This window comes from Variovorax sp. P2_H12 (genome assembly GCF_056403395.1).
The window spans coordinates 97,126-123,477 of record NZ_JBFUFO010000033.1; the positions used below are offsets into that span (position 1 = coordinate 97,126).

General features: G+C 66.9%; 25 protein-coding genes and 1 other RNA gene. 11 read left to right on the forward strand and 15 right to left on the reverse strand.

What is annotated here, in order from left to right:
- Positions 1-20: 20 nt before the first annotated feature.
- The 15 genes from crcB to gyrA form a co-directional block, all read right to left on the reverse strand.
- Positions 21-398, reverse strand: a complete 378-nt coding sequence (crcB, locus tag AC1DYK_RS24610; RefSeq protein WP_478168663.1) for a fluoride efflux transporter CrcB — start codon at positions 396-398, stop codon at positions 21-23.
- Between the two features lie 28 nt (positions 399-426).
- Positions 427-1,740 (reverse strand): TRAP transporter large permease, encoded by a 1,314-nt coding sequence (locus AC1DYK_RS24615; protein ID WP_478168664.1) that lies wholly within the window; start codon positions 1,738-1,740, stop codon positions 427-429.
- A 7-nt stretch (positions 1,741-1,747) separates the two neighbouring features.
- On the reverse strand, positions 1,748-2,281 hold the full coding sequence (locus tag AC1DYK_RS24620; protein ID WP_478168665.1) for a TRAP transporter small permease: 534 nt from the start codon (positions 2,279-2,281) through the stop codon (positions 1,748-1,750).
- 173 nt (positions 2,282-2,454) lie between these two features.
- Positions 2,455-3,423, reverse strand: coding sequence for a TRAP transporter substrate-binding protein (locus tag AC1DYK_RS24625; RefSeq protein ID WP_478168666.1), 969 nt, complete (start codon positions 3,421-3,423; stop codon positions 2,455-2,457).
- Between the two features lie 178 nt (positions 3,424-3,601).
- Positions 3,602-3,967 carry a ComEA family DNA-binding protein gene (locus tag AC1DYK_RS24630; RefSeq protein WP_478168667.1) on the reverse strand — a complete coding sequence of 122 codons (366 nt, stop codon included), beginning with the start codon at positions 3,965-3,967 and terminating at the stop codon, positions 3,602-3,604.
- A gap of 225 nt (positions 3,968-4,192) precedes the next feature.
- Positions 4,193-5,287, reverse strand: a complete 1,095-nt coding sequence (locus AC1DYK_RS24635; RefSeq protein ID WP_478168668.1) for a lipopolysaccharide assembly protein LapB — start codon at positions 5,285-5,287, stop codon at positions 4,193-4,195.
- Positions 5,277-5,594 (reverse strand): LapA family protein, encoded by a 318-nt coding sequence (locus AC1DYK_RS24640; protein WP_478088160.1) that lies wholly within the window; start codon positions 5,592-5,594, stop codon positions 5,277-5,279. The genes AC1DYK_RS24635 and AC1DYK_RS24640 overlap by 11 nt, the downstream gene beginning before the upstream one ends.
- 42 nt (positions 5,595-5,636) lie before the next feature.
- Positions 5,637-5,954 (reverse strand): integration host factor subunit beta, encoded by a 318-nt coding sequence (locus AC1DYK_RS24645; RefSeq protein WP_478088158.1) that lies wholly within the window; start codon positions 5,952-5,954, stop codon positions 5,637-5,639.
- Positions 5,955-6,027: 73 nt separating this feature from the next.
- Positions 6,028-7,713 (reverse strand): 30S ribosomal protein S1, encoded by a 1,686-nt coding sequence (gene rpsA / locus AC1DYK_RS24650; RefSeq protein WP_478157550.1) that lies wholly within the window; start codon positions 7,711-7,713, stop codon positions 6,028-6,030.
- 160 nt (positions 7,714-7,873) lie between these two features.
- Positions 7,874-9,937 carry a bifunctional 3-phosphoshikimate 1-carboxyvinyltransferase/cytidylate kinase gene (locus AC1DYK_RS24655; RefSeq protein ID WP_478168669.1) on the reverse strand — a complete coding sequence of 688 codons (2,064 nt, stop codon included), beginning with the start codon at positions 9,935-9,937 and terminating at the stop codon, positions 7,874-7,876.
- A gap of 39 nt (positions 9,938-9,976) precedes the next feature.
- The gene (locus AC1DYK_RS24660; protein ID WP_478168670.1) at positions 9,977-10,855 is read right to left on the reverse strand and encodes a prephenate dehydrogenase; all 879 of its coding nucleotides are present in this window, start codon (positions 10,853-10,855) and stop codon (positions 9,977-9,979) included.
- A gap of 12 nt (positions 10,856-10,867) precedes the next feature.
- Positions 10,868-11,986 (reverse strand): prephenate dehydratase, encoded by a 1,119-nt coding sequence (gene pheA, locus AC1DYK_RS24665; RefSeq protein WP_478168671.1) that lies wholly within the window; start codon positions 11,984-11,986, stop codon positions 10,868-10,870.
- Positions 11,987-12,006: 20 nt separating this feature from the next.
- The gene (serC, locus tag AC1DYK_RS24670; protein ID WP_478168732.1) at positions 12,007-13,074 is read right to left on the reverse strand and encodes a 3-phosphoserine/phosphohydroxythreonine transaminase; all 1,068 of its coding nucleotides are present in this window, start codon (positions 13,072-13,074) and stop codon (positions 12,007-12,009) included.
- Positions 13,075-13,124: 50 nt separating this feature from the next.
- On the reverse strand, positions 13,125-13,703 hold the full coding sequence (locus AC1DYK_RS24675) for a DUF2059 domain-containing protein (protein WP_478088148.1): 579 nt from the start codon (positions 13,701-13,703) through the stop codon (positions 13,125-13,127).
- On the reverse strand, positions 13,700-16,348 hold the full coding sequence (gene gyrA / locus AC1DYK_RS24680; RefSeq protein WP_478168672.1) for a DNA gyrase subunit A: 2,649 nt from the start codon (positions 16,346-16,348) through the stop codon (positions 13,700-13,702). Before gyrA ends, AC1DYK_RS24675 begins: the two co-directional genes overlap by 4 nt.
- Before the next feature lie 225 nt (positions 16,349-16,573).
- Between gyrA and ompA the strand changes: the two genes are divergently transcribed.
- The 11 genes from ompA to AC1DYK_RS24735 all read left to right on the forward strand — a co-directional run bounded on the left by ompA (position 16,574) and on the right by AC1DYK_RS24735 (position 26,214).
- Positions 16,574-17,218, forward strand: a complete 645-nt coding sequence (ompA, locus tag AC1DYK_RS24685) for an outer membrane protein OmpA (RefSeq protein ID WP_478157555.1) — start codon at positions 16,574-16,576, stop codon at positions 17,216-17,218.
- Positions 17,219-17,340: 122 nt separating this feature from the next.
- Positions 17,341-18,060, forward strand: a complete 720-nt coding sequence (gene ubiG / locus AC1DYK_RS24690) for a bifunctional 2-polyprenyl-6-hydroxyphenol methylase/3-demethylubiquinol 3-O-methyltransferase UbiG (RefSeq protein ID WP_478168673.1) — start codon at positions 17,341-17,343, stop codon at positions 18,058-18,060.
- Complete coding sequence (gene gph / locus AC1DYK_RS24695) at positions 18,060-18,725, forward strand: phosphoglycolate phosphatase (protein ID WP_478168674.1); 666 nt, start codon at positions 18,060-18,062, stop codon at positions 18,723-18,725. The genes ubiG and gph overlap by 1 nt, the downstream gene beginning before the upstream one ends.
- A 12-nt stretch (positions 18,726-18,737) precedes the next feature.
- Positions 18,738-19,125, forward strand: a transfer-messenger RNA (tmRNA) gene (gene ssrA, locus AC1DYK_RS24700).
- A gap of 108 nt (positions 19,126-19,233) precedes the next feature.
- Complete coding sequence (ggt, locus tag AC1DYK_RS24705; protein WP_478168675.1) at positions 19,234-20,967, forward strand: gamma-glutamyltransferase; 1,734 nt, start codon at positions 19,234-19,236, stop codon at positions 20,965-20,967.
- Positions 20,967-21,725, forward strand: coding sequence for a pseudouridine synthase (locus tag AC1DYK_RS24710; RefSeq protein WP_478168676.1), 759 nt, complete (start codon positions 20,967-20,969; stop codon positions 21,723-21,725). The genes ggt and AC1DYK_RS24710 overlap by 1 nt, the downstream gene beginning before the upstream one ends.
- Before the next feature lie 39 nt (positions 21,726-21,764).
- Positions 21,765-22,742 (forward strand): YncE family protein, encoded by a 978-nt coding sequence (locus AC1DYK_RS24715; protein ID WP_478168733.1) that lies wholly within the window; start codon positions 21,765-21,767, stop codon positions 22,740-22,742.
- Positions 22,729-23,523 (forward strand): polysaccharide deacetylase family protein, encoded by a 795-nt coding sequence (locus tag AC1DYK_RS24720; RefSeq protein WP_478168677.1) that lies wholly within the window; start codon positions 22,729-22,731, stop codon positions 23,521-23,523. The genes AC1DYK_RS24715 and AC1DYK_RS24720 overlap by 14 nt, the downstream gene beginning before the upstream one ends.
- A gap of 31 nt (positions 23,524-23,554) precedes the next feature.
- Positions 23,555-24,526, forward strand: coding sequence for a sterol desaturase family protein (locus AC1DYK_RS24725; protein ID WP_478168678.1), 972 nt, complete (start codon positions 23,555-23,557; stop codon positions 24,524-24,526).
- A gap of 18 nt (positions 24,527-24,544) precedes the next feature.
- Positions 24,545-25,417, forward strand: coding sequence for an EI24 domain-containing protein (locus AC1DYK_RS24730; protein WP_478168679.1), 873 nt, complete (start codon positions 24,545-24,547; stop codon positions 25,415-25,417).
- The gene (locus tag AC1DYK_RS24735) at positions 25,414-26,214 is read left to right on the forward strand and encodes a competence/damage-inducible protein A (protein WP_478168680.1); all 801 of its coding nucleotides are present in this window, start codon (positions 25,414-25,416) and stop codon (positions 26,212-26,214) included. The genes AC1DYK_RS24730 and AC1DYK_RS24735 overlap by 4 nt, the downstream gene beginning before the upstream one ends.
- Positions 26,215-26,352: the final 138 nt, after the last annotated feature.

Genomic DNA, 26,352 nt, shown 5'->3' on the forward strand with positions numbered 1-26,352 from the left:
CCCCGCGGCCAATCCCCGGATCAGGCGATGAATTGCTGCACGGTCCGGAAGCCCAGCCAGGTCAGCAGCAGCGAGCCGCCCAGGTGGAGCGCCACGGTGCTTAAGGCCAGCCCGGGCCGGCCGCCGACCAGCATGCCGACGACCTCGGCCGAGAAGCTCGAGAAGGTGGTGAGGGATCCGAGGAAGCCCGTGACGACGACCAGGCGCCAGACCGGATCGATGTCCGGCAGCGCGGTGAACCCGGCGATGGCGAGCCCGACCAGATAGCCGCCGATCAGGTTGACCGCCAGCGTGCCCCAGGGCAGCAGGCCGCCCGGACTGAGCCAGGCCGAGAAGCCCCATCGCAGCAGGGCGCCGGCGCAGGCCGAGACGCAGATGACGACGACGTTCAACAACATCGGGCGATGATAGCCAGCCACCTGCCGGTTACTTCTCCGCGCCCATCACCAGATCGGGCAGGATCGTCACGATGGCGGGGAACACCGTGATGATCGCGATGCAAAGCACGAGGCAGAAGAAGAAGGGGATCGCCGCCTTGGCGATCAGGTTGCTGTCCTTGCCGGTCATGTTCTGCAGCACGAAGAGGTTGAAGCCGACCGGCGGCGTCACCTCGGCGATCTCGACCAGCAGCACGATGAAGATGCCGAACCACACAAGGTCGAAGCCTGCCTTCTGGATCATCGGCAGCACCACGGCGCTGGTCAGCACGATCATCGAGATACCGTCCAGAGCGGTGCCGAGCACGAGATACACCCCCACCAGCGCGCCGATCAGCGCATAGGGCGACAGGTGCATCGAGTCGACCCACTCGGCGAGTTCGCGCGGGATACCGGTGAAGGCCATGGTCTTGGTCAGGAAGGCCGCGCCGGCCAGGATGAACATGATCATGCAACTGGTGCGCGTGGCACCCATGATCCCGTCCTTGAAGTTCTTCCAGGTGAGGCTTCGGCCCCAGGCGGCGATGGCCAGCGCGCCCAGCACGCCGAAGGCCGCGCATTCGGTCGCCGTGGCCCAGCCCGCGACCAGCACCCAGACGATGAAGACGATCAGGAGCGCGCAGGGGATCAGGTTGCCCGAGAGCCGGATCTTCTCCATGAAGCTGGTCGGCGGATCGGCTGGCGGCACCTGGTCCGGATTTCGCAGACTCCACCAGCCGATATAGCCCGAGAACAGCACCATCAGCAGCAGGCCCGGCAGGAAGCCGGCCAGGAAGATGCGGATGATCGATGCGTCGGCTGCCACCGCATAGACCACCATCGTGATCGAGGGCGGAATCAGGATGCCGAGCGTGCCTGCGGTCGCGAGCGAGCCGATCGCCAGCTTCTCGTTGTAGCCGCGACGCAGCAGCTCCGGCAGCGCCACCTTGGCGATCGTGGCGCAGGTCGCGGCCGACGAGCCAGAGACCGAGCCGAACACGCCGCAGCCGAGAATGGTGGTGTGCATCAGCCGCCCGGGCACGCGGTTGAGCCAGGGGCGCAGGCCTTCGAACATCTCCTCGCTGAGCTTGGTGCGAAACAGGATCTCGCCCATCCAGATGAACAGCGGCAGCGCCGCCAGTTCCCAGGACGCATTTGATTCCCAGAAGGACGAGAACAGGTTCTTGGCCGGCAGCGTGTTGGCGAAGAAGGCCTGGCCGACCCAGCCGACGATGGCCAGGGTCATCGCGATCCAGACACCGCCGGCCAGCAGTACCAGCATGATGGCGAGCAGCAGCGCGCCCATCAGAAGAGTTTCGAGCATGGATGCCTTAGACGTCCGAAGAAAAATCGCCGGCCGCGTGGCGTTCCTCGACCGCGCGCTGGTAGCTGGGCTTCTCGCCCCGCACCACGCCGACGAGCTCGTCGATCATCGCGATCAAGAGCAGCCAGCAGCCGAGCACGAAGGTCGATTGCGGAATCCAGATCGGGATCACGACCAGACCGGTCGCCATCTCGGCGAACTCGTAGCTCTCCCAGGTGAAGCTGGTCGCCGAGTAGGTGAGGTAGGCCACCGCGACCGCGGCGATCAGCAGGCAGCCGACGTCCAGCGCGCGCCGGAACTTCGGCGACACGGCCTCGAGCAGCAGCGTGACGCGCACGAAGTCGCCATGGCGGAACGCGTGGGCCATGGCGAAGAAAGCCGCGGCGGCGCACAGCCAGGCGACCACGTCGTTGAGCCCGCTCACGTGCCAGTTCACCTGGCGGCCGACGCCGGCCAGGACCATCAGCACGAAGATCAGGAACACGCAGAACGCGCCCAGTGCCCCGGCGCCGTCGTACAGGCGGTTGAGCCAGCGACGCATCGCTCAGGCCTCCCTTGGGGCGGCCCGGCGGGAGGCCTGGCCTTGCAGGCCGCACCGCTGCGAGACGCAGCGGCTCTTCATGCCGTCCAAGCCTGCGCAGGCAGGCGTGGAGCCGCGGCATTCAGCCCCCTCGGGGGGCAGCGATACGCGAAGCGATGAGCGTGGGGGCTTCATCATTTTTTCTTGTAGGTGTCGATGATCGCCGCACCGTCGGCGCCGGCCGCCTTGAGCCAGTCGGCCTGCATGATGCCGCCGACCTGCCTCATGTCGGCATCAAGCTTCGGCGACGGCTTGTGGATCTTCATGCCGCGTTCAGCCAGCAGGCGCTTGTATTCCTCGTTCTTCTCCTGCGCGACTTTCCAGCCGCGCGCTTCGGCATCCGCGGCGGCCTTCGTGACGGCGCCTTTGGTGGCAGGGTCGAGCGCGTCGAAGGCCTTCTGGTTCACGAGCACCGCATTCTTCGGAATCCAGGCCTGCGTGTCGTAGAAGTTCTTGATGTTCTCGTAAGTCTTGGTGTCGTAGCCGGTCGAGCCCGAGCTCATGTAGCTCTCGATCACGCCGGTGGCCATGGCCGCGCTGAGTTCGGCCTGCTGGATCTGCACCGGCTGCGCCCCGATCAGTTCGGCGATCTTGGCGGTGGCTGGGCTGTAGGCGCGCCACTTGATGCCGCGCAGGTCGGCCACCGAGCCAATCTCCTTCTTCGAGTAGATGCCCTGCGGCGCCCAGGGCACCACGAACAGCACCTTGATGCCCTGGGCCGCAAGCAGCTTTTCCATCGCCGGCTTGGACGCGTCGTACAGCTTCTTCGCCTCCGGGTAGGTGGTGGCGAGGAAGGGCACGCCGTCGATCGCGTAGATTGGGTTCTCGTTGGCGAAGTTCGCCAGCAGGATCTCGCCGGCCTGGGCCTGGCCGCTCTGCACCGCGCGCTTGATCTCGGGCGCCTTGAACAGCGAGGCGTTGGCATGCACGGTGACTTTGAGCTTGCCGCCGGTCGCCGCATCGACATCCTTCGAGAACTGGGTGATGTTCTCGGTGTGGTAGTTGGTGGCGGGGTAGGCCGTGGGCAGGTCCCACTTGGTCTGAGCGAAGGCTGCCGCGCTGAGGGTGAGGCCAGCGAGTGCGATGCCGAACTTGTGATTCATGGGCTCTCCGGAACGTGCGAAAGTGGAACAGGCGACGGGCAGCATACGTGCAAATATCGGGCCACCGCTTGGGCATTTCCCTGCCATCGGCGGCGCCGCGCAGGAGTAACGCGGCCATGAAAAAGCCGCCCGGGGGCGGCTTGGGATCAGCAACGGCGCTCGTGCGCCGTGCGTGCGATCACGGCTTGGAAGCCGCCTTGGCTGCGCCGGCGGCGGCCTTCTTCGGCTCGGCCTTGACCTCGCTCGTGGCAACCTGCGCCGGCGCCGGCGCCGGCGCTGCACCGAATGCCTGTCCGTTCACCGTCAGGCCCTCGGCCGACAGCTTGGCCGCCGCCTTCTCCTTCACGCCCTTGACCCGGGTCATGAAGTCCGGCCAGTCCTTGAACGGCGCCTCCTTGCGCGCTTCGATGATGCGCTTGGAAAGCGCCGGACCCACGCCCTTGACGCCATCGAGCTCCGCATCGGTCGCCTTGTTGGCATCGACCGCCGCCCAGGAGGCGACCGCAAACAACATGGCCGCAATGGCCACGATCTTCTTCATCATTTTTTCTCTCCCTGACATGGTGTGAGAAGCGCCGAAACGCCCCACCGCGCGCCGAGTGCGCCCGGCGCGGAACATGATAGCGGCGAAGGGCGGCCGGCGGAAGTCAGGCCGGCGCCGGGCCGCCAGCGCGGCGAAGTCCGCGCTTCGCACGGACGGGCGGCCTGCTGCTTCCCCCTCGGGGGGCAGCGACCCACACGCAGTGGGGGAGCGTGGGGGCCTTGTTCTCTAGAGTTCCTCGACGCGCCGCGGCGGGTAGCTGTCCCAGGCCTGGCAGCCCGGGCAATGCCAGAAGTACTGGTGGGCCTCGAAGCCGCAGGCTGCACAGCGGTAGCGCATCAACGGCCGGGTCGCCTGGTCGAGCGAGCGCTGCACCTGCGGGTGGAACTGCTCGTTCTCGAAGCGTTCGCCCGCCAGCCAGCGCGACGCCGCCACCAGCGAGGGGTGATGCGCCAGATGGGCGATGTAACCGTCGCGCGGCTCGGGTGAGGTCGCCGCGTCGTCCGACGGGGCGTCCTCGGGCAATGCCGGCGTGCCGCCGAGCGCGATGATCGCCTCGAGCACGTCGATCGAGGGCGATGCGATATAGCGGCGCTGCAGCAGCGCGAGCGCCTCGCCCGAGCGCTGCGACGCGACCGCGGCTTGCTGCATGGCCGCCGCATACAGCGGGAGCGCCAGCGGGGCGGTTTCACTCAGCGCCGCCAGCGTGTCGAAAGCCGTTGCCGCCTCGCCCTTGCGCAGTTGCAGCGTGGCGGTGTCGATCGCCGGGCGCGGSGCCGCCCGCGCCCGCGCCCCCGCCGGCGGCAGCCGCCCCCCCTCGAGCTTCTGGGCGACGTCTTCGGCCTGTGCCCATTCGCGCGAGCGCTCGTAGATCGCCAGCAGCGACAGCCGGGCCTCGTTCTCGTAGCGTGTCCCTTCGAGCTTCTGCAGTGCGGCTTCGGCGCGGTCGAGCAATCCGGCGCGCAGGAAGTCCTGCGCCAGCGCGTGCTGTGCGCGGTCGCGGTCGGCGCGGCTCAGGTCGCCCCGGCCCAGCAGATGCTCGTGCACGCGCACCGCGCGCTGGTATTCGCCGCGGCGCCGAAACAGGTTGCCGAGCGCAAAGTGAAGCTCCTGCGTATCGGGGTCGTTCTGCACCGCCTCGATGAAGGCGTCGATGGCCTGGTCCTGCTGCTCGTTGAGCAGGAAGTTGAGGCCGCGAAAGTAGGCCTTGGGGGCCTGGCGGTTCTCGATCCTGAGCTGCCTCAGGTCGAAGCGCGAAGCCAGCCAGCCGAGCACGAACGCCAGCGGCAGGCTGAGCAGCAACCAGCTGAAATCAAAGTCCATGTTGACGCACGGCGGGCAGGTCGGTGGTGGCCGCGGGTGGCGCCGGGGCGGCGGAGGCGGTCACGGGCGGGACCGGGGCCGCGGGCAGTTGCGCCGCCGCGCTGCGGTGCTTCCACCAGCCCGGCAGCATGCCGAGCGCACCCACCACGAGGCCGCCCGCGAAGGCGGCCAGCACCACCAGCACCAGCGGCGCGCGCCACGAGGTGCCGAAGAAGAAGTAGACGGTGGCGTCGTGCTGGTTGTTCAGCGCGAAGGCGAAGAGGGTAAAAAAAATGGCTGCCTTGAGCAGCCACAGGAGATATTTCATGCGGGTCCCCGTTGGCCGGGGAATTCTATGTCGGCTGGATCGTCAGCCGTGTTTCTGCTTCTCTGCGTCGAGCAACGCCGTGCGCGCGTCGACCGCCTCGCGCAGGGCCTTGCCCGGCTTGAAGTGCGGCACGCGCTTCTCGGGGATCTGCACGCTCTCGCCCGAACGCGGATTGCGTCCGATGCGTGGCGGGCGCCGGTTCACCGTGAAGCTGCCGAAGCCGCGGATCTCGATGCGATGCCCGCGCACCAGCGCATCGCCCATCGCGTCCAGGATGGTCTTGACGGCGTATTCGGCATCGCGGTGCGTCAGCTGCGCGAAGCGGGCTGCGAGTTCCTCGACGAGATCGGAGCGGGTCATGGCAAAGAGGAATGTAGGACGAAAAAAAAAGGACAGAGCGGCGCCGGGCGCCAGCTCTGTCCCCGGACGCAGCTTACTTGTCGCTGTTGTCCAGCTTGGCGCGCAGCAGGGCGCCCAGGCTGGTCGTGCCCGCGTTCTCGCGTGCCGACTGCTGGCTCAGGCTGGCCATGGCGCCTTGCTCGTCGACCATGTCCTTCTGCTTGATCGACAGCTGGATGTTGCGGGTCTTGCGATCCACATTGACCACCACGGCCGTGACTTCGTCGCCTTCCTTGAGCACGTTGCGTGCATCTTCCACGCGATCGCGGGAGATTTCGCTGGCGCGCAGGTAGCCGATGATGTCTTCGCCGAGGTCGATTTCAGCGCCGCGGGCGTCCACGGTCTTGACCTTGCCGGTCACGATCTGGCCCTTGTCGTTCACGGTCGTGAAGGTGGTGAACGGATCGCTGTCGAGCTGCTTGATGCCCAGCGAGATGCGCTCGCGGTCGACATCCACGGCCAGCACGATCGCTTCGACTTCCTGGCCCTTCTTGTAGTTGCGCACGGCGGTTTCGCCGGGCTCGTTCCACGAGAGGTCGGACAGGTGAACCAGGCCGTCGATGCCGGCAGCCAGACCCACGAACACGCCGAAGTCGGTGATCGACTTGATCGGGCCCTTGACGCGGTCGCCGCGCTTGGTGTTCTGCGCGAACTCTTGCCACGGGTTGGCCTTGCACTGCTTCATGCCGAGGCTGATGCGGCGCTTGTCTTCGTCGATTTCCAGAACCATGACTTCGACTTCGTCGCCCAGCGAGACGATCTTGTTCGGAGCGATGTTCTTGTTGGTCCAGTCCATCTCGGAGACGTGCACCAGGCCTTCGATGCCGGGCTCGAGTTCGACGAACGCGCCGTAGTCGGCGATGTTCGTGACCTTGCCGAACAGGCGGGTCGATTGCGGGTAGCGGCGCGAAACGCCCATCCACGGGTCGTCGCCCATTTGCTTCAGACCCAGCGAGACACGGTTCTTCTCGGTGTCGAACTTGAGGATCTTGGCGGTGATTTCCTGGCCGGCCTGCACCACTTCGCTCGGATGGCGGACGCGGCGCCATGCCATGTCGGTGATGTGCAGCAGACCGTCGATGCCGCCGAGGTCGACGAACGCACCGTATTCGGTGATGTTCTTGACGACGCCGCGCACGACTGCGCCTTCCTTCAGGGTTTCCATCAGCTTGGCGCGTTCTTCGCCCATGCTGGCTTCGACCACGGCGCGGCGCGAGAGCACCACGTTGTTGCGCTTGCGGTCGAGCTTGATGACCTTGAATTCGAGGGTCTTGTTCTCGTACGGGGTCAGGTCCTTGATCGGACGCGTGTCGATCAGCGAGCCCGGCAGGAAGGCGCGGATGCCGTTGACCAGCACCGTGAGGCCGCCCTTGACCTTGCCGCTCGTGGTGCCGGTGACGAAGTCGCCGGATTCGAGGGCCTTCTCGAGCGCGAGCCACGAAGCCAGACGCTTGGCGGTGTCGCGCGAGAGGATGGTGTCGCCGTAGCCGTTTTCGACGCTGCCGATGGCAACCGAAACGAAATCGCCGGCCTGGACTTCGAGCTCGCCCTTGTCGTTCTTGAACTCTTCGATCGGCACGTAGGCTTCGGACTTGAGGCCTGCGTTGACCACGACGTGGTTGTGTTCGACGCGCACGACTTCGGCGGTGATGACCTCACCGGTGCGCATCTCCGAACGCTTCAGGGATTCTTCGAATAGGTCGGCAAAAGATTCAGACATGTGTTTTTCCTTCCGTCACGCAGGGTTTGCAGCAGCACGATTGCGACTGGCTTGGGTCTGGAGACGGCGGTTGTGTGGGCTTTGGGGCCCGGTTAGGGTTGAACAACCAGCAGGCCGGTGCGCTGTCGCGCGGCGGGGACCTGCTGGATCGAAATGCCGATCAAGAAGACTTGAAAGGCTGTACTTCCTGCCACCAGTGCAGCACCTGTTCGATCGATTGCTCGACCGAAAGCAAGGAGTTGTCCAGGAGGCGGGCATCAGGCGCCGGCTTGAGTGGCGCCACCTTGCGGGACGAATCCCGCAGGTCTCGCGCTTCCAGGTCGGCGCGAAGGCTGGCAATTGTAGTTGAAATACCCTTTGAAATCAACTGCTTATGGCGCCGTTCGGCGCGCTGGCCGGCGCTCGCCGTGAGATAGATCTTGAGATCGGCGTCGGGGAATATCACCGTGCCCATGTCGCGACCATCGGCCACCAGGCCGGGAAGGCGCCGGAAGCTGCGTTGCAGTGCAAGCAGGGCGGCGCGCACGGCCGGCAGCGCCGACACGCGGGAGGCGTCCATGCCGGCGGCTTCGGTGCGGACCGCGTCGCTCACGTCCTCGCCGGCCAGCAGCACCTTGCCCTCGCTGAAGACCAGGGGCAGCGCGCGTGCCAGCTCGGCGATGTGCGTCTCGTGCTCGGGCAGTGCGTCGAGGCCCTCGCGGCGCATCGCGAGCCCCGTCACGCGGTACAGCGTGCCCGAGTCGAGGTAGTGGTAGCCGAGCCGCAGCGCGACTTGGACCGTCAGCGTGCCCTTGCCGGACGCGGTCGGACCGTCGATGCAGATCACCGGCACCTCGGCGGCCTCGGCCACCGAGAACAAGGTCTCGAAATAGTCCGGGAAGGTCTTGGCAACGCAGTGCGGCTCCAGGATCCGCACGCCGACGCCGGCCGGATTGAAGGCCGCCAGCGAAAAGCACATCGCCACGCGGTGGTCGTCGTAGGTCTTGATGCTGGCCGCCCGCCAGTCTGCCGCCGCCAGGGGATGGACGCGGATGAAGTCCGGCCCGTCCTCGACCGTGGCGCCGAGCTTGCGCAATTCGTTGGCCATGGCGTCGATGCGGTCGGTTTCCTTCACGCGCCAGCTCGCGATGTTGCGCAGCGTGCTCGGGCCGTCGGCGTAGAGCGCCATCACGGCCAGGGTCATGGCGGCATCGGGAATGTGGTTGGCGTCGAGGTCGATCGCCTTCAGGGGCCAGGCCGCGCGCGAGATCGCGAGCCAGTTCGGCCCGCTGTCGATGTGCGCGCCCATCTGCCGCGCGGCATCGATGAAGCGGATGTCGCCCTGGATCGAGTCGGCGCCGACGCCTTCGATCCGGATGCCCGCGCCGTTGGCGATGGCGCCCAGCGCAATGAAGTAGCTGGCCGACGAGGCATCGGCTTCGACGTGGATATCGCCGGGCGAGCTGTAGCGGCTGCCGGCCGGAATCGTGAAGCGCTGCCAGCCTTGGCGCTGCACCGCGATGCCGAAGCGCGCGAGCAGGTTCAGCGTGATCTCGATGTAGGGCTTGGAGATCAGTTCGCCGACCACGTCGATCACGATGTCGCGTCCCGCCGCCGGGCCGCCCCCAGGGGGGGGCAGCGAACCACGCGAAGCGGGGAGCGTGGGGGCAGGTGCATTGGACGCCAGTGGCAGCGCCAGCAGCAGGGCGGTCAGGAACTGGCTCGAGACGTCGCCGCGCACGCGGATCGGGCCGTCGAGCTGGAGCGCATCGAGCGCGACCGGGTGAATCCGCAACGGCGGGAAGCCCGGGTTGCCGAGGTAGTCGATGCGGCAGCCGAGCTGCGTCAGCGCGTCGACCAGGTCGCCGATGGGCCGCTCGTGCATCCGCGGCACGCCGCGCAGATCGAACTCGCCGCCGAGCAGCGAGAGTGCGGCGGTCAGCGGTCGCATCGCGGTGCCCGCGTTGCCGAGGAACAGGGAGGCCGAGGGCGTTCGCAGCTTTCCCCCGAGGCCTTCGATGCGCAGCTTGTCGCCGGCCCGCTCGATGCCGCAACCCAGTGCCGCCAGCGCGTCGAGCATGACCCGCGTGTCGTCCGAGTCGAGCAGGTCGTGCACGGTGGTCGTGCCGCTGGCCAGCGCGGCCAGCAGCAGCACGCGGTTGGAGATGCTCTTGGAGCCCGGCAGGCGAACCGTGCCGGCCGCCGCCGCCAGCGGCGGAATGTCGAGGAAAGGTGTTGAGAACATGTCAGCCGGGATGGGCAGGCCTGGGGGAGGGGTGTCGTCTCAGTCGGGCGAAGCGGCGGCGCCTGGCTGCCATTGGGCCCGCACCCGGCTGGCGGCTGCTATCGCATCTTCGAGCGCCTGTGCGTTGCCCGCGCTCATCAGTGCCTCGAGTTCGGCCAATGCATCGCGAAAGGCGCGCGATTGCAGCAGCACCTGGTCGCGATTGGCCAGCAGCACGTCGCGCCACATGGTCGGGTCGGCGGCCGCGATGCGCGTGAAGTCGCGGAAACCCGGGCCGGCCAGTTCCAGGAAGCGCCCGCCTTGCGGGTTGGCGGCGATCGCATTGGTGAACGCGAAGGCCAGCAGGTGGGGCAGGTGGCTGACGGCGGCGAAGGCGCTGTCGTGCGCCTCGGGCGTCATCGTCACCACCTTGGCGCCGATGCTGGTCCAGACCCGCGTGGCGCGCTGGACGTTGGAGCGCAGGGTGGCCTTGATCGGCGTCAGCACCACCTGGCGTCCGGCGTAGAGGCCGGCATCCGCATGCTCCACGCCCGCCACTTCCTTGCCGGCGATCGGATGCGCGGGGACGAAGGCGCCGATCTGGTCCTGCAGCCCGCGTCGCGCGGCCTCGATGACGTCGCCCTTGGTCGAGCCCACGTCCATCACCAGCATCTGCTCCGTGATGCCGTGGCGGATGGCCTTGAAGGTCTGCTCGGAAGCACCCACGGGGACCGCGATCAGCACCAGGTCGGCGCCCGACATCGCGAGCAGCGCCGAGGGCGCCGCGACGTCGATCACGCCGAGCTGCCGGGCGCGTTCGGTGGTCGAGGGCGACTTGCTGTAGCCCACCACCCGCTTGACCAGCTTGGCGCGCTTGAGCGCCAGCGCGAACGAGCCGCCCATCAATCCGCAGCCGATCAGACCCAACTGTTCGAACATCGTCCGGTGGCCTCAGGCAGTGATGGGGTAGGCGCCGAGAACCTTGTAGAACGCGCACAGCTTGCGCAGTTCGACGAGCGCGGCGGCGACGTTGGGCTGCGAAGGATGCCCGTCGAGGTCGATGTAGAAGTAGTACTCCCACTGGCCGGTGCGCGCGGGGCGCGATTCGAAGCGGGTCATCGAGACGTTGTTGGTCTTGAGCGGCATCAGCAGGTCGTGGACCGCGCCGGGCTGGTTCGGCACCGACACCACCAGGCTGGTGCAATCGCGGCCCGAGGCCGGCGGCATCGCCAGCGTCTGGGGCAGGCAGATGATGGCGAAACGGGTGCGGTTGTAGGAGTCGTCCTGGATCGCGTGGGCGACGATGTGCAGCCCGAAGCGGGTGGCCGCGCGCTCGCTGGCGAGCGCGGCCCAGGCCGGGTTGCCGGCCGCCAGCCGGGCGCCTTCGGCGTTGCTGGAGACGGCGCGCCGCTCCGCATTCGGCAGGTGCTTCGCGAGCCAGGTCTGGCACTGCGCCAGCGCCTGCGGGTGGGCCAGCACGGCCTCGACGCCTTCGAGCGAATTGCTCGAGCGCAGCAGGTGATGGCGCACCAGCAGGCTGACCTCGCCGACCACGTGGGTGGGCGAATGCAGGAACAGGTCGAGCGATCGGGTGACCACGCCTTCGGTGGAATTCTCGACGCCGACCACGCCGTATTGCGCGCTGCCGGCCGCCGTGGCATGGAAGACCTCGTCGAAGCTGGCGCAATAGACCAGGTCGGCGGCGCCGCCGAAGTACTCGACCGCGGCCTGTTCGCAGAAGGTGCCCTCGGGGCCCAGCACGGCGACGCGCTGCGGCGACTCGAGGGCCAGGCAGGCCGACATGATCTCGCGCCAGATGGCCGCGACGTGCAGCGCCTTCAGCGGGCCGGCGTTGCTCTGCTGCATCTTCTCGATCACCTGCGCGACGCGATCGGGACGGAAGAAGGGCGTGCCTTCGCGCTTCTTGACCTCGCCAACCTGTTCGGCGACGCGGGCGCGCCGGTTCAGGAGGTCGAGAAGCTGCTGATCGAGCGAGTCGATCTGCACGCGCAGATCGGCCAGGCCGGAGGAGGTGTCAGGGACGGAGGGCGTGGGTTCAGGTGCGGTCATTCGGTCAGTTGCGCGTGCCTCTACGCACGCGACCGTTCGAATTCTCGCATGTAGCCCACCAGGGCTTGCACGCCGGCCAGCGGCATGGCGTTGTAGATGCTCGCGCGCATGCCGCCGACCGACTTGTGGCCCTTGAGCTGCAGCAGTCCGGCCTCGCGCGCGCCCGCGAGAAAGGCTTCGTTGCGGCTCTCGTCGGCAAGGAAGAAAGGCACGTTCATGCGCGAGCGGCAACCAGGGTCGACCTTGTTGGCGTAGAAGTCCGAGCCGTCGATGAAGTCGTACAGCAGCCGCGCCTTGGCGATGTTGCGAGCTTCCATGGCCGCGATGCCCGTGAGTTCGCCTTCGGTCTGCTGCGCGAGCCACTGGAAGGTCAGCCCGGCGATGTAGATGCCCCAGGTCGGGGGCGTGTTGTACATCGAGTGGTTGTCCGCCACCGTCTTGTAGTTGAAGGCGCTCGGGCAGATCTCGAGGGCAGACCCAAGCAGGTCGTCGCGCACGATCACGATCGTGAGGCCGGCCGGGCCGAGGTTCTTCTGGGCGCCGCCAAAGGCCAGTCCCACGCGCGACCAGTCGACCGGCCGCGACGCCACGTGCGAGGAGAAATCGATCACCAGCGGCGCCTTGCTGCCGAGCGCGGCCAGGTCCGGCAACTGCTGGAATTCAATGCCGTTGATGGTCTCGTTGGTGCAGACGTGCACGTACGAGGCATCCGTCGACAGCTGCCAGCCGGCCGGGTCCGGCAGCCGGGTGTGCCCGTCTGCCGCGTTGCTCGCGACCACCCTGGCCTCGCAGTAGCGCTGGGCTTCCTTCTGCGACTTGACGCTCCAGCTGCCCGTGAGGACGAAGTCGGCGCGGGTCCCGCGCGACAGGTTCATCGGCACGATCGCGTTCTCGCCGAGCCCGCCGCCCTGCATGAACAGGATGTGGAACTGCGACGGCACCGCGAGCAGGCTGCGGATGTCGGCCTCGGCCTGCGTGCAGATCGCGCCGAACTCCTTGCCGCGATGGCTCATCTCCATCACGCCCATGCCGCTGCCGTGCCAGTCCAGCATCTCGGAGGCGGCGCGCTGCAGCACCGCTTCCGGCATTGCGGCCGGACCGGCGGAAAAGTTGTACGGGCGCGGACCCGCGCGCTGCGTCACTTCTTGGCGGGCGCCTTGGCCGGCGCTGCCTTGGCTGCTCCACCCGCGTTGGTCGGTGCGCCCAGCGCCTTGGCGACACTGGCGTCGAGTGCGACCATCTTCGGTTCGATGGTGGCGCGGGTTTCGCCCACCAGCTTCTCCGTCAGCGCGGTCTGCAGCTTGGGGTTGATTTCCTGGTACTTCTTGCTCAGCGGCGAGCTGATCCAGGCCATGAGCTGGCGCAGTTCTTCTTCGCTGAAGTTCTGCTCCATGATCGGGGTCAGCGCGCCCGGGGCGAGCTGCACGGCCTTGTCGCGCACGATCGGGTAGGCGTCGTCGAAGTATTTCTTGAGTTCGGCGTCAGCTGCCTTGGCGGCGGCTTCGCGCTTGTCGGCCGGCACCTGGGTCTGCAGGTACTGCGAACCGGCCTGCGCGATCGGAGCGCTCGACTGCTCGACCAGCCCGCGCGCAAGCGATTCGATGCCGGGGCGCTGCATGTCGATGAACTGCTTGATCAGCGTCGCCTTGTCCTGGGCCATGGCGAGCGAGCTGCCGGCGAGTGCGACCGTCAGAAGCGCGAGTTTGATTTTTTTCACTGGGGATTCTCCGTTGAAGATGGGGTGGTAGGGTCGTCGGCGCCGGGTTCATTCTCGATATTCGCGTCATTCTCGACGATGCGCTGCAGCCCGCTGAGCTTGGCGCCTTCGTCGAGTCCGATCAGGGTGACGCCTTGCGTCGCACGCCCCATTTCGCGGATTTCGGAGACTCGGGTGCGCACGAGGACACCCTTGTCGGTGATGAGCATGATCTCGTCGTCGGCATGCACGAGAGTCGCAGCCACCACCTTGCCGTTACGTTCACTCTGTTGAATCGCGATCATGCCCTTGGTTCCCCGGCCGTGTCGCGTGTACTCGGTAATGCTTGTACGTTTTCCGTAACCGTTTTCGGTCGCCGTGAGCACGCTCTGGGCTTCGTCCTCGGCCACCAGCATGGCGATCACGCCCTGGCTGTCCTCCAGCGTCATGCCGCGCACGCCGCGGGCATTGCGGCCCATCGGACGGACATCGTTCTCGTCGAAGCGCACCGCCTTGCCGCCGTCGGAGAACAGCATCACGTCGTGCGCGCCGTCGGTCAGCGCGGCGCCGATCAGGTAGTCGCCAGGGTCGAGGTCGACCGCGATGATGCCGGCCTTGCGCGGGTTGCTGAATTCGTCGAGCGCGGTCTTCTTGACCGTGCCCATCGAAGTCGCCATGAAGACGTACTGGTTGGCCGGGAAGGTGCGCTTCTCCCCCGTGAGCGCCAGCACCACGTTGATCTTCTCGCCTTCCTGCAGCGGGAACATGTTGACGATCGGCCGGCCGCGCGATCCGCGCGATCCCGCCGGCACTTCCCAGACCTTGAGCCAGTAGAGCCGGCCGCGGTTCGAGAAGCACAGGATGTAGTCGTGCGTGTTCGCGATGAACAACTGGTCGATCCAGTCGTCCTCTTTGGTCGCCGTGGCCTGCTTGCCGCGGCCGCCGCGCTTCTGCGCCCGGTACTCGCCCAGCGGCTGGCTCTTGATGTAGCCGCTGTGGGACAGGGTCACGACCATGTCGGTGGGCGTGATCAGGTCTTCGGTCGACAGGTCGAAGGCGCTGTGCTCGACCAGGCTGCGGCGCGCGCCGAGCTTGCTCTGGCCGAACTCCTGCTTGATGGTGGCGAGTTCGTCGCCGATGATCACCGAGACCCGCGCCGGCTTGGCGAGGATGTCCAGCAGGTCGTCGATCTCCGCCATCACTTCCTTGTACTCGGCGACGATCTTGTCCTGCTCCAGGCCGGTCAGGCGCTGCAGGCGCATCTGCAGGATTTCCTGGGCCTGGGTGTCCGACAGCTTGTAAAGGCCGTCGGCATGCATGCCGTATTCGCGCTCGAGCCCGTCCGGCCGGTAGTCGTCGGCGTTGATCACGCCGCCGTCGGTGCGGGTACGGGTCAGCATCTCGCGCACCAGCTTGCTGTCCCAGGCGCGGGTCATGAGTTCGGCCTTGGCCACTGGCGGCGTCGGTGCGTTGCGGATGATCGCGATGAACTCGTCGATGTTGGCCAGCGCCACCGCCAGGCCCTCGAGCACGTGGCCGCGCTCGCGCGCCTTGCGCAGCGTGAACACCGTGCGGCGGGTCACCACCTCGCGGCGGTGCTGCAGGAAGACCTCGATCAGGTCCTTCAGGTTGCACAGCTTGGGCTGGCCGTCCACCAGGGCCACCATGTTGATGCCGAAGGTGTCCTGCAGCTGGGTCTGCTTGTAGAGGTTGTTCAGCACGACCTCGGGCACCTCGCCGCGCTTGAGCTCGATCACCAGCCGCATGCCCGACTTGTCGGACTCGTCCTGGATGTGGCTGATGCCTTCGATCTTCTTCTCGTGCACCAGTTCGGCCATGCGCTCCTGCAGCGTCTTCTTGTTGACCTGGTAGGGCAGCTCGTCGACGATGATCGCCTGGCGCTGGCCACGGTCGATGTCCTCGAAATGGCACTTGGCGCGCATCACGACCTTGCCGCGGCCGGTGCGGTAGCCGTCCTTGATGCCGTTGATGCCGTAGATGATCCCGGCCGTGGGGAAGTCGGGCGCCGGCACGATCTCCATCAGGTCGTCGATGCTGGCCTCGGGATGGCGCAACAGGTGCAGGCAGGCGTCGACCACCTCGTTCAGATTGTGCGGCGGAATATTGGTCGCCATGCCGACCGCGATACCGCCGGCGCCATTGACCAGCAGATTCGGCAACTTGCTCGGCAATACCAGCGGTTCTTTTTCCGAGCCGTCGTAATTGGGACCGAAATCGACGGTTTCCTTGTCGATATCGCCCAGCATTTCATGAGCGATCTTGGCCAGCCTGATTTCGGTATAGCGCATGGCGGCCGCCATGTCACCGTCGACCGAGCCGAAATTGCCCTGGCCGTCGACCAGCATGTGTCGCATCGAGAAGTTCTGCGCCATCCGCACGATCGTGTCGTAGACCGACTGATCGCCGTGCGGGTGGTACTTGCCGATGACGTCGCCGACGATACGGGCCGACTTCTTGTAGGGCCGGTTCCAGTCGTTGTTGAGCTCGTGCATGGCGAACAGCACGCGCCGATGCACCGGTTTGAGGCCGTCCCGGGCGTCGGGAAGGGCCCGCCCGACGATCACGCTCATGGCGTAATCGAGATAGCTGCGGCGCATTTCCTCTTCGAGGCTGATGGGGAGTGTTTCTTTGGCGAACGAGGTCATGGGCGGCACGCAGACGGCAAGGGAGGCGGAATTTTACGCTGCGAAGGGTGTCGCACCGCCGCAACACATGGCCTGTATTCGGCCCCAGTCCCACGCTTCCGGGGCGTCTGCCGGGGTGTTTGCCAAAGACCCTATGGCACAATCGCCTCAACGTTTTGGGTGGTGGTCACTTAAAGCGTCCTTGATTCGCAGCGCGGCTGCGGCTTTTTCCCCAAGAGGAGAACCATGAAGAAACTGAATAAAGTGGCGATGATGTTTGCAGTCGCTGCGCTCGCCACTGCCGCCGGCGCGCAGACCCGTGTCACCGCCGCGAATGGCGGCCCGGCGATCGATAACTGGCAAAACGGCACCGGCGAATTGGTCTGGAAGAACGGCACCAATGAACTGTGCTGGCGCGATGCCAACTGGACGCCCGCAACGGCTGCAGCTGGCTGCGACGGTGCTCTGGTTCCTGTCGCTCCTGTGGCTGCACCCGCCCCTGCACCGGCTCCGGTTCCCCCGGCAGTCGCTGCTTCGAAGGTTACCTTCGCTGCTGACGCCTTCTTCGACTTCGACAAGTACGTCCTGAAGCCTGAAGGCCGCGCCAAGCTGGACGACCTGGTCTCGAAGATCAAGGACGTGAACCTCGAAGTGATCATCGCCGTGGGTCACACCGACTGGATCGGTACCGTGCAGTACAACCAGAAGCTGTCGGTCCGCCGCGCTGAAGCCGTCAAGGCCTATCTGGTCTCGAAGGGCATCGAAAAGAACCGCGTGTACACCGAAGGCAAGGGCAAGAGCCAGCCGATCGCTGACAACCGCACCGCCGAAGGCCGCGCCAAGAACCGCCGCGTGGAAATCGAAGTGGTCGGTACCCGCCCCAACAAGTGATTTGCAAGAATCACTGAAAAAAACCCCGCCCCGGCGGGGTTTTTTTATGGCCGGTCCGATGTCGGCATTTGGTTTCGACGCGCTGGATTCCGAAGCAATTCGCGGCGATTCATAATCGCTGCATGACCGAACCCGTGAATGCCGATCCGGCAGAGCTCGCCAAATTCTCCGAACTCGCGCACCGTTGGTGGGATCTCGAAAGTGAATTCCGCCCGCTGCACGAAATTAATCCACTGCGCCTCGACTGGATCGACGGCATTTCGCCGATCGCCGGCCGCAGGGTGCTCGACATCGGCTGCGGCGGCGGCATCCTGGCCGATTCGATGGCGCGCAAGGGCGCCGAGGTGCTGGGGATCGACCTCGCCGACAAGGCGCTGAAGGTGGCGCAGCTGCATGCGCTCGAGGCCGGCACGCGCGGCGTCAAGTACCGTGCGGTCAGCGCCGAGGCGCTGGCGGCCGAACAGCCGGCCAGCTTCGATGTCGTCACCTGCATGGAAATGCTCGAACACGTGCCCGAACCGGCCTCGGTCGTCAAGGCCTGCGCCGATCTCGCGAAACCCGGCGGCTGGGTCTTCTTCTCGACCATCAACCGCAATCTCAAGGCCTTCATGCTGGCGATCGTCGGCGCCGAGTATGTGCTCGGCATGCTGCCGCGCGGCACGCACGAATACCAGAAGCTGATCCGCCCGAGCGAACTGGCTGCCCACTGCCGCGCCGCCGGGCTCGACCTGCGCCATACCCGCGGCCTGGAACACAACCCGCTGACCCGTCGCTACTGGCTCAGCGGCGACACCAGCGTGAACTACATGTTCGCCACCCAGAAGCCGGCGGCGGGGCTGTGATGGAGGGCCGTATCGACGCCGTCCTGTTCGACCTGGACGGAACCCTGATCGACAGCGCTCCCGACCTCGGCGCCGCGGCGGACCAGATGCGCACCGAGCGTGGCCTGCCTTCGCTGCCGCTCGAACGCTACCGGCCGATGGCCGGTGCCGGCGCCCGCGGCATGCTGGGGGTGGCCTTCGGGCTCACGCCCGAGGCCCCCGAATTTGCGGCGTTGCGCGAGGAATTCTTCGTCAACTACGAGTCGCGGATGCTGCGCAACACGCAAGTCTTCGATGGCGTGGCCGAACTGGTGGAGGAGCTGCGCGCACGCGGGCTTCCCTGGGGCGTCGTCACCAACAAATCGGTTCGGTTCACCGCGCCGCTGACGCGTGCAATGCCGCTGTTCGAGAGCGCCCGGGCGATCGTCAGCGGCGACACCACGCCGTATGCCAAGCCGCACCCCGAGCCCCTGTTCGAGGCCGCACGCCGGCTGGGCGTGGCGCCCGTGCATTGTGTCTACGTCGGCGACGACGAGCGCGACATCGTGGCCGGCCGCGCCGCCGGTATGCGGACGGTGGCCGCCACCTACGGATACATGGGTGAACAGGCCGAAGTGGCCCGTTGGGAGGCCGATGCTGCGATCGAAACCCCCATGGCCCTCTTGCAGTTGCTCAAACAGGCCTAAAATAGCTCACTTGGGGCTGCACTGGTTTCGACGTGGGTTCGGAATCGCAGCGGGGCATGTCGAGCTGAATGCGCTCGTAAAACAGATTCAAACAAACTAACTGCAAACGACGAACGTTTCGCACTCGCCGCTTAATTGCCGGTGAGCTTTGCAACAGCAGGCCGATGGGCTGGGCAAGGGGGCGCTAGAGCAATCTGACGCCTCCCGGCTGCAAAGATAATCTACATGGGCTGGCTCCGATCCGGGTACCTTGGGTCGGGACGAGAAAATAGGGTGCTGGCGGCCGGTGTAGCGTGCGACTGCGCGACACCGGTGGCGAGACTTAAATCAGACCGCTAAACATGTAGATCTGCGCGAAGAAGGCTTGCGGACGGGGGTTCAAATCCCCCCAGCTCCACCATACAAGAAGGCGGCGCCGATGCATTTTGCATCGGCGCCGCGTTTGCGTTCCAAACCCTCAACGCGGTCCCGTGCACAGAGGCCCGGGCGGCCCATGGGGACAAGTTCGATGCAACAGATTCAGTGGACCTCGGCGCTTCGCCTGGTTGTCGCCGCGGTGTTCGCACTGTCTGGCGCGGCTGCGCCGGCCGCCTCCCAGGCCCCGGTCGCCGCCGAGAACGGCATGGTCGTGAGCGCGCAGCACCTGGCGACCCAGGTCGGCGTCAAGGTGCTCAAGCGCGGCGGCAACGCGATCGACGCGGCGGTGGCCGTGGGCTATGCACTCGCGGTGGTCTATCCGGCGGCCGGCAATCTCGGCGGCGGCGGGTTCATGACCGTGCAACTCGCCGACGGCCGCAGGACCTTTCTCGATTTCCGCGAGAAGGCGCCGCTGGCCGCGACGGCCGACATGTATCTCGACAAGGATGGCAAGGTCGTCGCGGGCCTGAGCACCCGCGGGCATCTTGCGGTCGGCGTCCCGGGCACGGTTTCCGGCCTCGAATGGGCGCGCGAGCGCTACGGCACCATGAAGCGGGGCGTGCTGATCGCGCCGTCGATCGCGTTGGCCGAGCGCGGTTTCGTGCTCCAGCGGGGCGACATCGACATGCTGGCGACTGCCACGACGGATTTCGGCAAGGACCCGGCCTCGGCTGCGATCTTCCTGCGCAAGGGCGAGCCCTTCGCGGTCGGCCAGAAGCTGGTCCAGACAGATCTCGCAAGGACGCTCAAGGCGATCAGCCGCAACGGCCCCGACGGCTTCTACAAGGGGCCGGTGGGAAGCGCGATCGTGGCCTCCAGCCGGGCGGGCAAGGGGCTGATCACGCAGGCCGACCTCGACCAGTACAAGACGCGTGAACTGGTGCCGATCGAATGCGGCTACCGCGGCTATCGGGTGATCTCGGCGCCGCCGCCGAGTTCGGGCGGCGTGGCGATCTGCGAGATGCTCAACATCCTCGAAGGCTATCCGCTCAAGGAACTGGGCTTCCGATCGGCGCAGGCGGTGCACTACCAGATCGAAGCCATGCGCCATGCCTACGTCGACCGCAACAGCTATCTGGGCGACCCGGATTTCGTGCAGAACCCCGTCGATCGCCTGATCGACAAGCACTATGCCGAGAAGGTCCGCGGTGTCATCGATCCGACCAGGGCCGGCGTCTCCAAGGACATCAAGCCGGGCGTCGCGCCGCATGAGGGCAGCAACACGACGCACTATTCGATCCTCGACCAATGGGGCAACGCGGTGGCGGTGACCTACACCCTGAACGACTGGTTCGGCGCCAAGGTCACGGCGGCAGGCACGGGCGTGCTGCTCAACAACGAGATGGACGACTTCACGGCGAAGATCGGCGAGCCCAACATGTACGGCCTGATCCAGGGCGAAGCCAACGCCATTGCGCCGGCCAAGCGGCCGCTGAGCTCGATGAGCCCGACCATCCTCACCAAGGACGGCCGGCCGGTGTTCGTGGTCGGCACGCCGGGCGGCAGCCGGATCATCACCACGGTACTGCACAGCATCCTCAACGTGGTCGACTACGGCATGGATGTGCAGGAAGCCGTGGACGCGCCGCGCTTTCACCAGCAATGGCTGCCGGACGTGACCAACGTCGAGCCTTTCGCGCTCTCGCCCGACACTCGCAAGATCCTGGTCGGCATGGGCCACAACCTCGGCGAGGCGCAGCCCGCCAACCACCTGACGGCGATCATCGTCGGCGCGCCCTCGCTGGGCGGCAAGCCGGTGGGCGCCAATCGTTTCTACGGCGCCAACGACCCGCGCCGCAACACCGGCCTGGCGCTGGGTTACTGATGCGTCTCGAAGAAATCCTCTATACCCAGGGCTTCGGCACGCGCCGGGTCTGCGCCGGCCTCGTGCAGCAGGGCTTCGTGTCGGTTGGCGGCACCGCGGTCACCGATCCCGGCGAGGACTTCGCCACCGAGGGCCTGCGCTTCACGGTCCAGGGCGCGGCCTGGGAGTACCACGAGAAGGCCTACCTGATGCTGCACAAGCCGGCCGGCACCGAGTGCTCCCAGAAGCCTTCGACCTACCCGAGCATCTACACGCTGCTGCCGTCTCCTTTGCGCCTGCGGCCGAACAAGGGGGCGGTCCAGGGCGTGCAGGCGATCGGACGGCTCGACCAGGACACCACGGGCCTGCTGCTCCTGACCGACGACGGCCAGTTCATTCACCGGATGGGGTCGCCGAAGCACCACGTGCCGAAGGTCTACGAGGTGACGACCAAGCACCCGGTCGACCCGAACCAGGTCGAGCGCCTGCTGGCCGGCGTGGTGCTGGACGACGACCCGAAGCCGGTGCGGGCCGCGGCCTGCGAACTCGCCGGGCCGCTGAACCTGAGCCTGACGCTCACCGAAGGCAAGTACCACCAGGTCAAGCGCATGCTGGCGGCCGTGGGCAACCGGGTCGAGGGGCTGCACCGCTCGCGCATCGGCCAGCTGGCGCTGTCCGAGGACCTGCTGCCGGGCCAGTGGCGCTGGCTGCGGGCCGAAGAGGTGGAAGCGCTGCGAACTTCGCGTGCCGGTCAGCCAACCGTCGGGGTCGACCGTTAAGATCTGAAATCCTCCTTCGGAATCTCCCCCTTGCGCTCCATCTCCTCCCTCACAGGCCGTTTCGCGGCCTTTTTGTTTGTTGGCGCGTCGCTTTCGTCGCAGGCGGCCGAACCGCCTCCGATCTTCGTGCTCAACTCCCTCGACGCCACCGTGAGCGTGATCGAGCCGACGGGCTGGACCGAAAAGGTGCGTATTCCGACCGGCAAGGAGCCGCACCACCTCTACCTGACGCCTGACGAGCAGTCGGTGATCGTCGCCAACTCCGCCGGCGACTCGTTGACCTTCCTGAACCCGCGCACGGCCGAGGTCCAGCGCGTGGTCTACGGCATCATCGATCCCTACCACCTGCGCTTCTCTCCGGACATGAAGTGGTTCGTCACCGCGGGCAATCGCCTGAACCACGTCGACCTCTACCGCTGGGACGGCAAGGAGCCCAAGCTTGTCAAGCGCATTCCGACCGGCAAGACGCCCAGCCACATCTGGATCGACGGCAAGAGCACCACGGCCTATGTCTCGATGCAGGACAGCGACGAGTTGATCGCGGTCGACCTGGCCACGCAGACCATCCGCTGGCGCACGGCCACCGGCCCGATGCCGGCCGACATCTTCGGCCTCCACGACGGCAAGACGCTGCTGGTCGGCCTGACCGGGAGCGACGGCGTGCAGGTGTTCGATGTCGCCGGCGCGCGGCCCTTGCTGGTCGGCAAGATTTCGACCGGCAAGGGCGCCCATGCCTTCCGTTCGGCCGGCGACGGCCGCAGCGTCTTCGTCAGCAACCGCGTGGCCAACACGATCAGCCGGATCGACCTTCAGACGCTGCAGGTCACCGACACCTACCCGGTGCCGGGCGGACCCGACTGCATGGATGTCTCGGCCGACGGCAAGACGCTCTACGTGACCTCCCGCTGGGCCAAGAAGCTCAGCGTGGTCGACCTGGCGAGCCGCAAGGTGGTGCGGCAGGTCAACGTCGGGCGTTCGCCGCACGGCGTCTGGACGCTCGACCATGCGAAATCGTAGGGTCGCCTCGGCCTGGCTGCTGGTCGCGGCCGGCGCCGCGTCCGGCGCGGCGTGGGCCCAGGGCTGCGCCAAGCCGGTCTACCTGACCTTCGACACCGGCCACATGGGCATCGCCCCGCTGGTGGCCGAAGTGCTCAAGCGCCAGGACGTGCGCGTGACCTTCTTCGCCGCCGCCGAGCGCACGCAGACCGACGGCGACAGCCTGGACAATCATTGGGCGCCGTGGTGGAAGGCGAGGGGGGCCGAGGGCCACGAATTCGCCTCCCACACCTACGACCACGCCTATTGGCGGGGCGATGTCAAGGGCGTCGAGCCGCGCTTCCGAATCCGCCCCACGGCCGGCGCCTTCGCCGGCCGCGAGTTCACCTGGGATGCGGTGCAGTACTGCGCCAACATCGCCAAGTCCGCCGAGCGGCTGCAGCTCATCACGGGCAAGAAGCCGCTGCCGCTGTTCCGCGCGCCGGGCGGCAAGACCTCGCCGCGGCTGCTCGCGGCGGCCAAGGCCTGCGGCTACGAGCACGTGGGCTGGGCGCCGGCGGGCTTCCTCGGCGACGAACTGCCGAGCGAGACGTTCAGCAACGAGCGGCTGCTGGCGCAGGCGCTCGACAAGATCCAGCCTGGCGACATCCTGCTCGCGCACCTGGGCATCTGGTCGCGCAAGGACCCTTGGGCGCCGGCCGACCTGGAGCCGCTGATCGCCGGGCTCAAGATCAAGGGCTACTGCTTCGAGACGCTGCGGCAGCATCCGGCCTATCGCGGCTGGATCGCGGCCCATTCCTGAACCTTCGGCCCTCGACCGGAACCGCACGCCGATGGACTGGCTCACCGATCAATTCGCGACCTTGCAGCAATGGCTGTTCGAGACGGCGGTGCAGCCGCTGGTCTACGCCATCGGGCTCGGCGGCCGGGTCGAGGACGCCTTCGACGCCACCGGCTGGCTGCTGGTCGGCCTGATCCAGATCGCCGTGCTGGTCGCCGTGATCGGCCCGCTGCAGCGCTGGCGGCCGGTCGAGCCGGTGGTCGACCGGCGTGCGATCCGCACCGACGTCATCTACACGCTGATCCACCGGCTCGGCCTGTTCCGGCTGGCGATGTTCTTCGCCGTGGACCCGCTCTTCGACGACCTGCTGGGCATGGTGCGCGGGGCCGGTTGGGGCTCGGTGCACCTGGACGAACTCTGGCCCGGCGTGACCGACGTGCCGTGGATCGCGTTCCTGATCTACCTGGTGGTGCTGGACGGGGTCGAGTACCTGATCCACCGCGGCCAGCACCGCTTCCGCTGGTGGTGGGCGCTGCATTCGCTGCACCACTCGCAGCGCCAGATGACGATGTGGAGCGACAACCGCAACCATCTGCTGGACGACCTGATCCACGACGCGATCATCGTCGTCGTCGCGCAGCTGATCGGCGTGGCGCCGGGACAGTTCATCGCGATCGTCGCCTTCACGCAGCTCAGCGAGAGCCTGCAGCACGCCAATCTGCGCATCGGCTTCGGCGCTCTCGGCGAACGCCTGTGGATCAGCCCGCGCTTTCACCGCGTGCACCACAGCATCGGCATCGGCCACGAGTCCGGGGGGCCCAAGACGCTGGGCGGCCACAACTTCGGCGTGCTGCTTCCGTGGTGGGACATGCTCCTGCGAACGGCGAACTTCGAAGACCGCTACGACGCCACCGGCATCCGCGACCAGGTCGAGCCCGACGAGCGCGGCCGGGTGCGGGACTACGGTCGCGGCTTCTGGGCCCAGCAATGGCTCGGGCTGCGCCGCCTGGCCGGCAAGGGCTGAGGTTATCCTCGGCACCCGATGCGTCTTCTCCTCGATTCCTTCTGGCGATCGGTCGCCTATTGCCTGCACCCGCGGGTGATCGTGCTGTCGCTGCTGCCGCTCGGCCTCATGGTCGCGCTGGCGGCGGTGTTCGGCTATTTCTATTGGGATGCCGCGGTCACCTGGACCCGCGCGGCGCTCGACGCCTGGCCCCTGCTGGCCGGTTTCTGGGCCTGGATCGGACATTTTTTCTCGGGCGACGTCACGGCCATGCTGGCGCCGCTGGTCGTCGTCTTCGCCGCCACGCCGCTGCTCGTGGTGGTGTCGCTGCTGGTCGTGGCGGGCGTCATGGCGCCGGCGCTGACACGCCTGGTGGCCGAGCGGCGCTTCGCGACCCTGGAACAGAAGAAGGGGGCTTCCTTCTTCGGCAGCATGGCCCGCTCGATCGGGCTGACGGTGCTGGCGCTGCTGGCGCTGGTGGTGTCGATGCCGCTTTGGCTGATCCCGCCGCTGGTGCTCATTCTTCCGCCGCTGATCTGGGGCTGGCTGACCTACCGCGTGATGAGCTTCGATGCCCTGGCCGAGCATGCGAGTCCGGAGGAGCGCGACACGCTGCTGCGCACGCACCGGCTGCCCCTGCTCGGCATCGGCGTGCTGTGCGGCTATCTCGGCGCGGCGCCGAGCATCGTCTGGGCCTCGGGCCTGCTGTTCGCCGCCGCCTTCTTCGTGCTGGCGCCGCTCGCGATCTGGATCTATACGCTGGTGTTCGCCTTCTCGGCGTTGTGGTTCGCGCACTACTGCCTGGATGCCCTGGCCCAACTGCGTGCGCAGCGGGCGGCGGCCGCCGTGTCAGCTTCCACGGCCGAGCTGGCGGATGCCAGCGCGGCCGCGAGCCAATGGAGTGCGCCATGAGTCGTTCTTTCGGTCTGATCGTCGTCGGTGACGAAATCCTGTCGGGCAAGCGCGTCGACAAGCACATGCCCAAGGTCATCGAGCTGCTCGCCGCGCGCGGGCTCGAGCTCGGCTGGGCGGAGTACGTGGGCGACGTGCCTGTTCGCATCACCGCGGCGCTGGGTCGCGCCTTCGCATCGGGAGACATCGTGTTCTCCACCGGCGGCATCGGCGCCACGCCCGACGACCACACGCGCCAGTGCGCGGCGGCGGCGCTGGGCGTGCCGCTGGCGCTGCACCCCGAGGCCGAGTTGCTGATCCGCGAGCGCATGCAGGACACGGCGCGCGAGCAGGGCACGGTCTACGAGCCCGACCGTCCGGACAACATCCATCGGCTCAACATGGGCGTGTTCCCGTTGGGCGCCCGCATCATTCCCAACACCTACAACAAGATCCCGGGCTTCAGCGTCGGCGACGTGCACTTCGTACCCGGCTTCCCGGTGATGGCCTGGCCGATGATCGAGTCGGTGCTGGACGGCCGCTATGCCGAACTGTTCGCGCGCGGCCGCGCCGCCGAGAAATCGGTGATCGTCTATGGCGCGATGGAGGCCGCGCTGACCCCGCTCATGGAAGCCGTCGAGCGGGACCACGCAGGGATCAAGGTGTTCAGCCTGCCGAGCGTCGACCATCCGCAGCACGGGCGCCATATCGAACTCGGCGTCAAGGGCGACGCGAGCCTGATCGAGGCCGCCTACGCGCAGTTGCTCGCGGGCCTGCACGGTTTTGAGGCGCGACTTGGCCCCGAAATGGTGCGTTGAGGCGAAGCGCACCAAAGTGGTTACAAATTGCCTTGTTTTGGGTGCCTGCAAGGGCGCCAAGGCCCCGCTCGCGGCAGTGACAATGGCATAGAAACTGCATTCCCGATTCCCGTACTACCAACCCTGTCCATACCAAGG

Coding starts and splice junctions, on each gene's coding strand:
- crcB (WP_478168663.1), bottom strand. CDS start 398: ATGTTGTTGAACGTCGTCGTCATCTGCGTCTCGGCCTGCGCCGGCGCC.
- AC1DYK_RS24615 (WP_478168664.1), bottom strand. CDS start 1,740: ATGCTCGAAACTCTTCTGATGGGCGCGCTGCTGCTCGCCATCATGCTG.
- AC1DYK_RS24620 (WP_478168665.1), bottom strand. CDS start 2,281: ATGCGTCGCTGGCTCAACCGCCTGTACGACGGCGCCGGGGCACTGGGC.
- AC1DYK_RS24625 (WP_478168666.1), bottom strand. CDS start 3,423: ATGAATCACAAGTTCGGCATCGCACTCGCTGGCCTCACCCTCAGCGCG.
- AC1DYK_RS24630 (WP_478168667.1), bottom strand. CDS start 3,967: ATGATGAAGAAGATCGTGGCCATTGCGGCCATGTTGTTTGCGGTCGCC.
- AC1DYK_RS24640 (WP_478088160.1), bottom strand. CDS start 5,594: ATGAAATATCTCCTGTGGCTGCTCAAGGCAGCCATTTTTTTTACCCTC.
- AC1DYK_RS24645 (WP_478088158.1), bottom strand. CDS start 5,954: ATGACCCGCTCCGATCTCGTCGAGGAACTCGCAGCCCGCTTCGCGCAG.
- rpsA (WP_478157550.1), bottom strand. CDS start 7,713: ATGTCTGAATCTTTTGCCGACCTATTCGAAGAATCCCTGAAGCGTTCG.
- AC1DYK_RS24655 (WP_478168669.1), bottom strand. CDS start 9,937: ATGTTCTCAACACCTTTCCTCGACATTCCGCCGCTGGCGGCGGCGGCC.
- AC1DYK_RS24660 (WP_478168670.1), bottom strand. CDS start 10,855: ATGTTCGAACAGTTGGGTCTGATCGGCTGCGGATTGATGGGCGGCTCG.
- pheA (WP_478168671.1), bottom strand. CDS start 11,986: ATGACCGCACCTGAACCCACGCCCTCCGTCCCTGACACCTCCTCCGGC.
- serC (WP_478168732.1), bottom strand. CDS start 13,074: ATGCCGGAAGCGGTGCTGCAGCGCGCCGCCTCCGAGATGCTGGACTGG.
- gyrA (WP_478168672.1), bottom strand. CDS start 16,348: ATGACCTCGTTCGCCAAAGAAACACTCCCCATCAGCCTCGAAGAGGAA.
- ompA (WP_478157555.1), top strand. CDS start 16,574: ATGAAGAAACTGAATAAAGTGGCGATGATGTTTGCAGTCGCTGCGCTC.
- ubiG (WP_478168673.1), top strand. CDS start 17,341: ATGACCGAACCCGTGAATGCCGATCCGGCAGAGCTCGCCAAATTCTCC.
- gph (WP_478168674.1), top strand. CDS start 18,060: ATGGAGGGCCGTATCGACGCCGTCCTGTTCGACCTGGACGGAACCCTG.
- ggt (WP_478168675.1), top strand. CDS start 19,234: ATGCAACAGATTCAGTGGACCTCGGCGCTTCGCCTGGTTGTCGCCGCG.
- AC1DYK_RS24710 (WP_478168676.1), top strand. CDS start 20,967: ATGCGTCTCGAAGAAATCCTCTATACCCAGGGCTTCGGCACGCGCCGG.
- AC1DYK_RS24720 (WP_478168677.1), top strand. CDS start 22,729: ATGCGAAATCGTAGGGTCGCCTCGGCCTGGCTGCTGGTCGCGGCCGGC.
- AC1DYK_RS24725 (WP_478168678.1), top strand. CDS start 23,555: ATGGACTGGCTCACCGATCAATTCGCGACCTTGCAGCAATGGCTGTTC.
- AC1DYK_RS24730 (WP_478168679.1), top strand. CDS start 24,545: ATGCGTCTTCTCCTCGATTCCTTCTGGCGATCGGTCGCCTATTGCCTG.
- AC1DYK_RS24735 (WP_478168680.1), top strand. CDS start 25,414: ATGAGTCGTTCTTTCGGTCTGATCGTCGTCGGTGACGAAATCCTGTCG.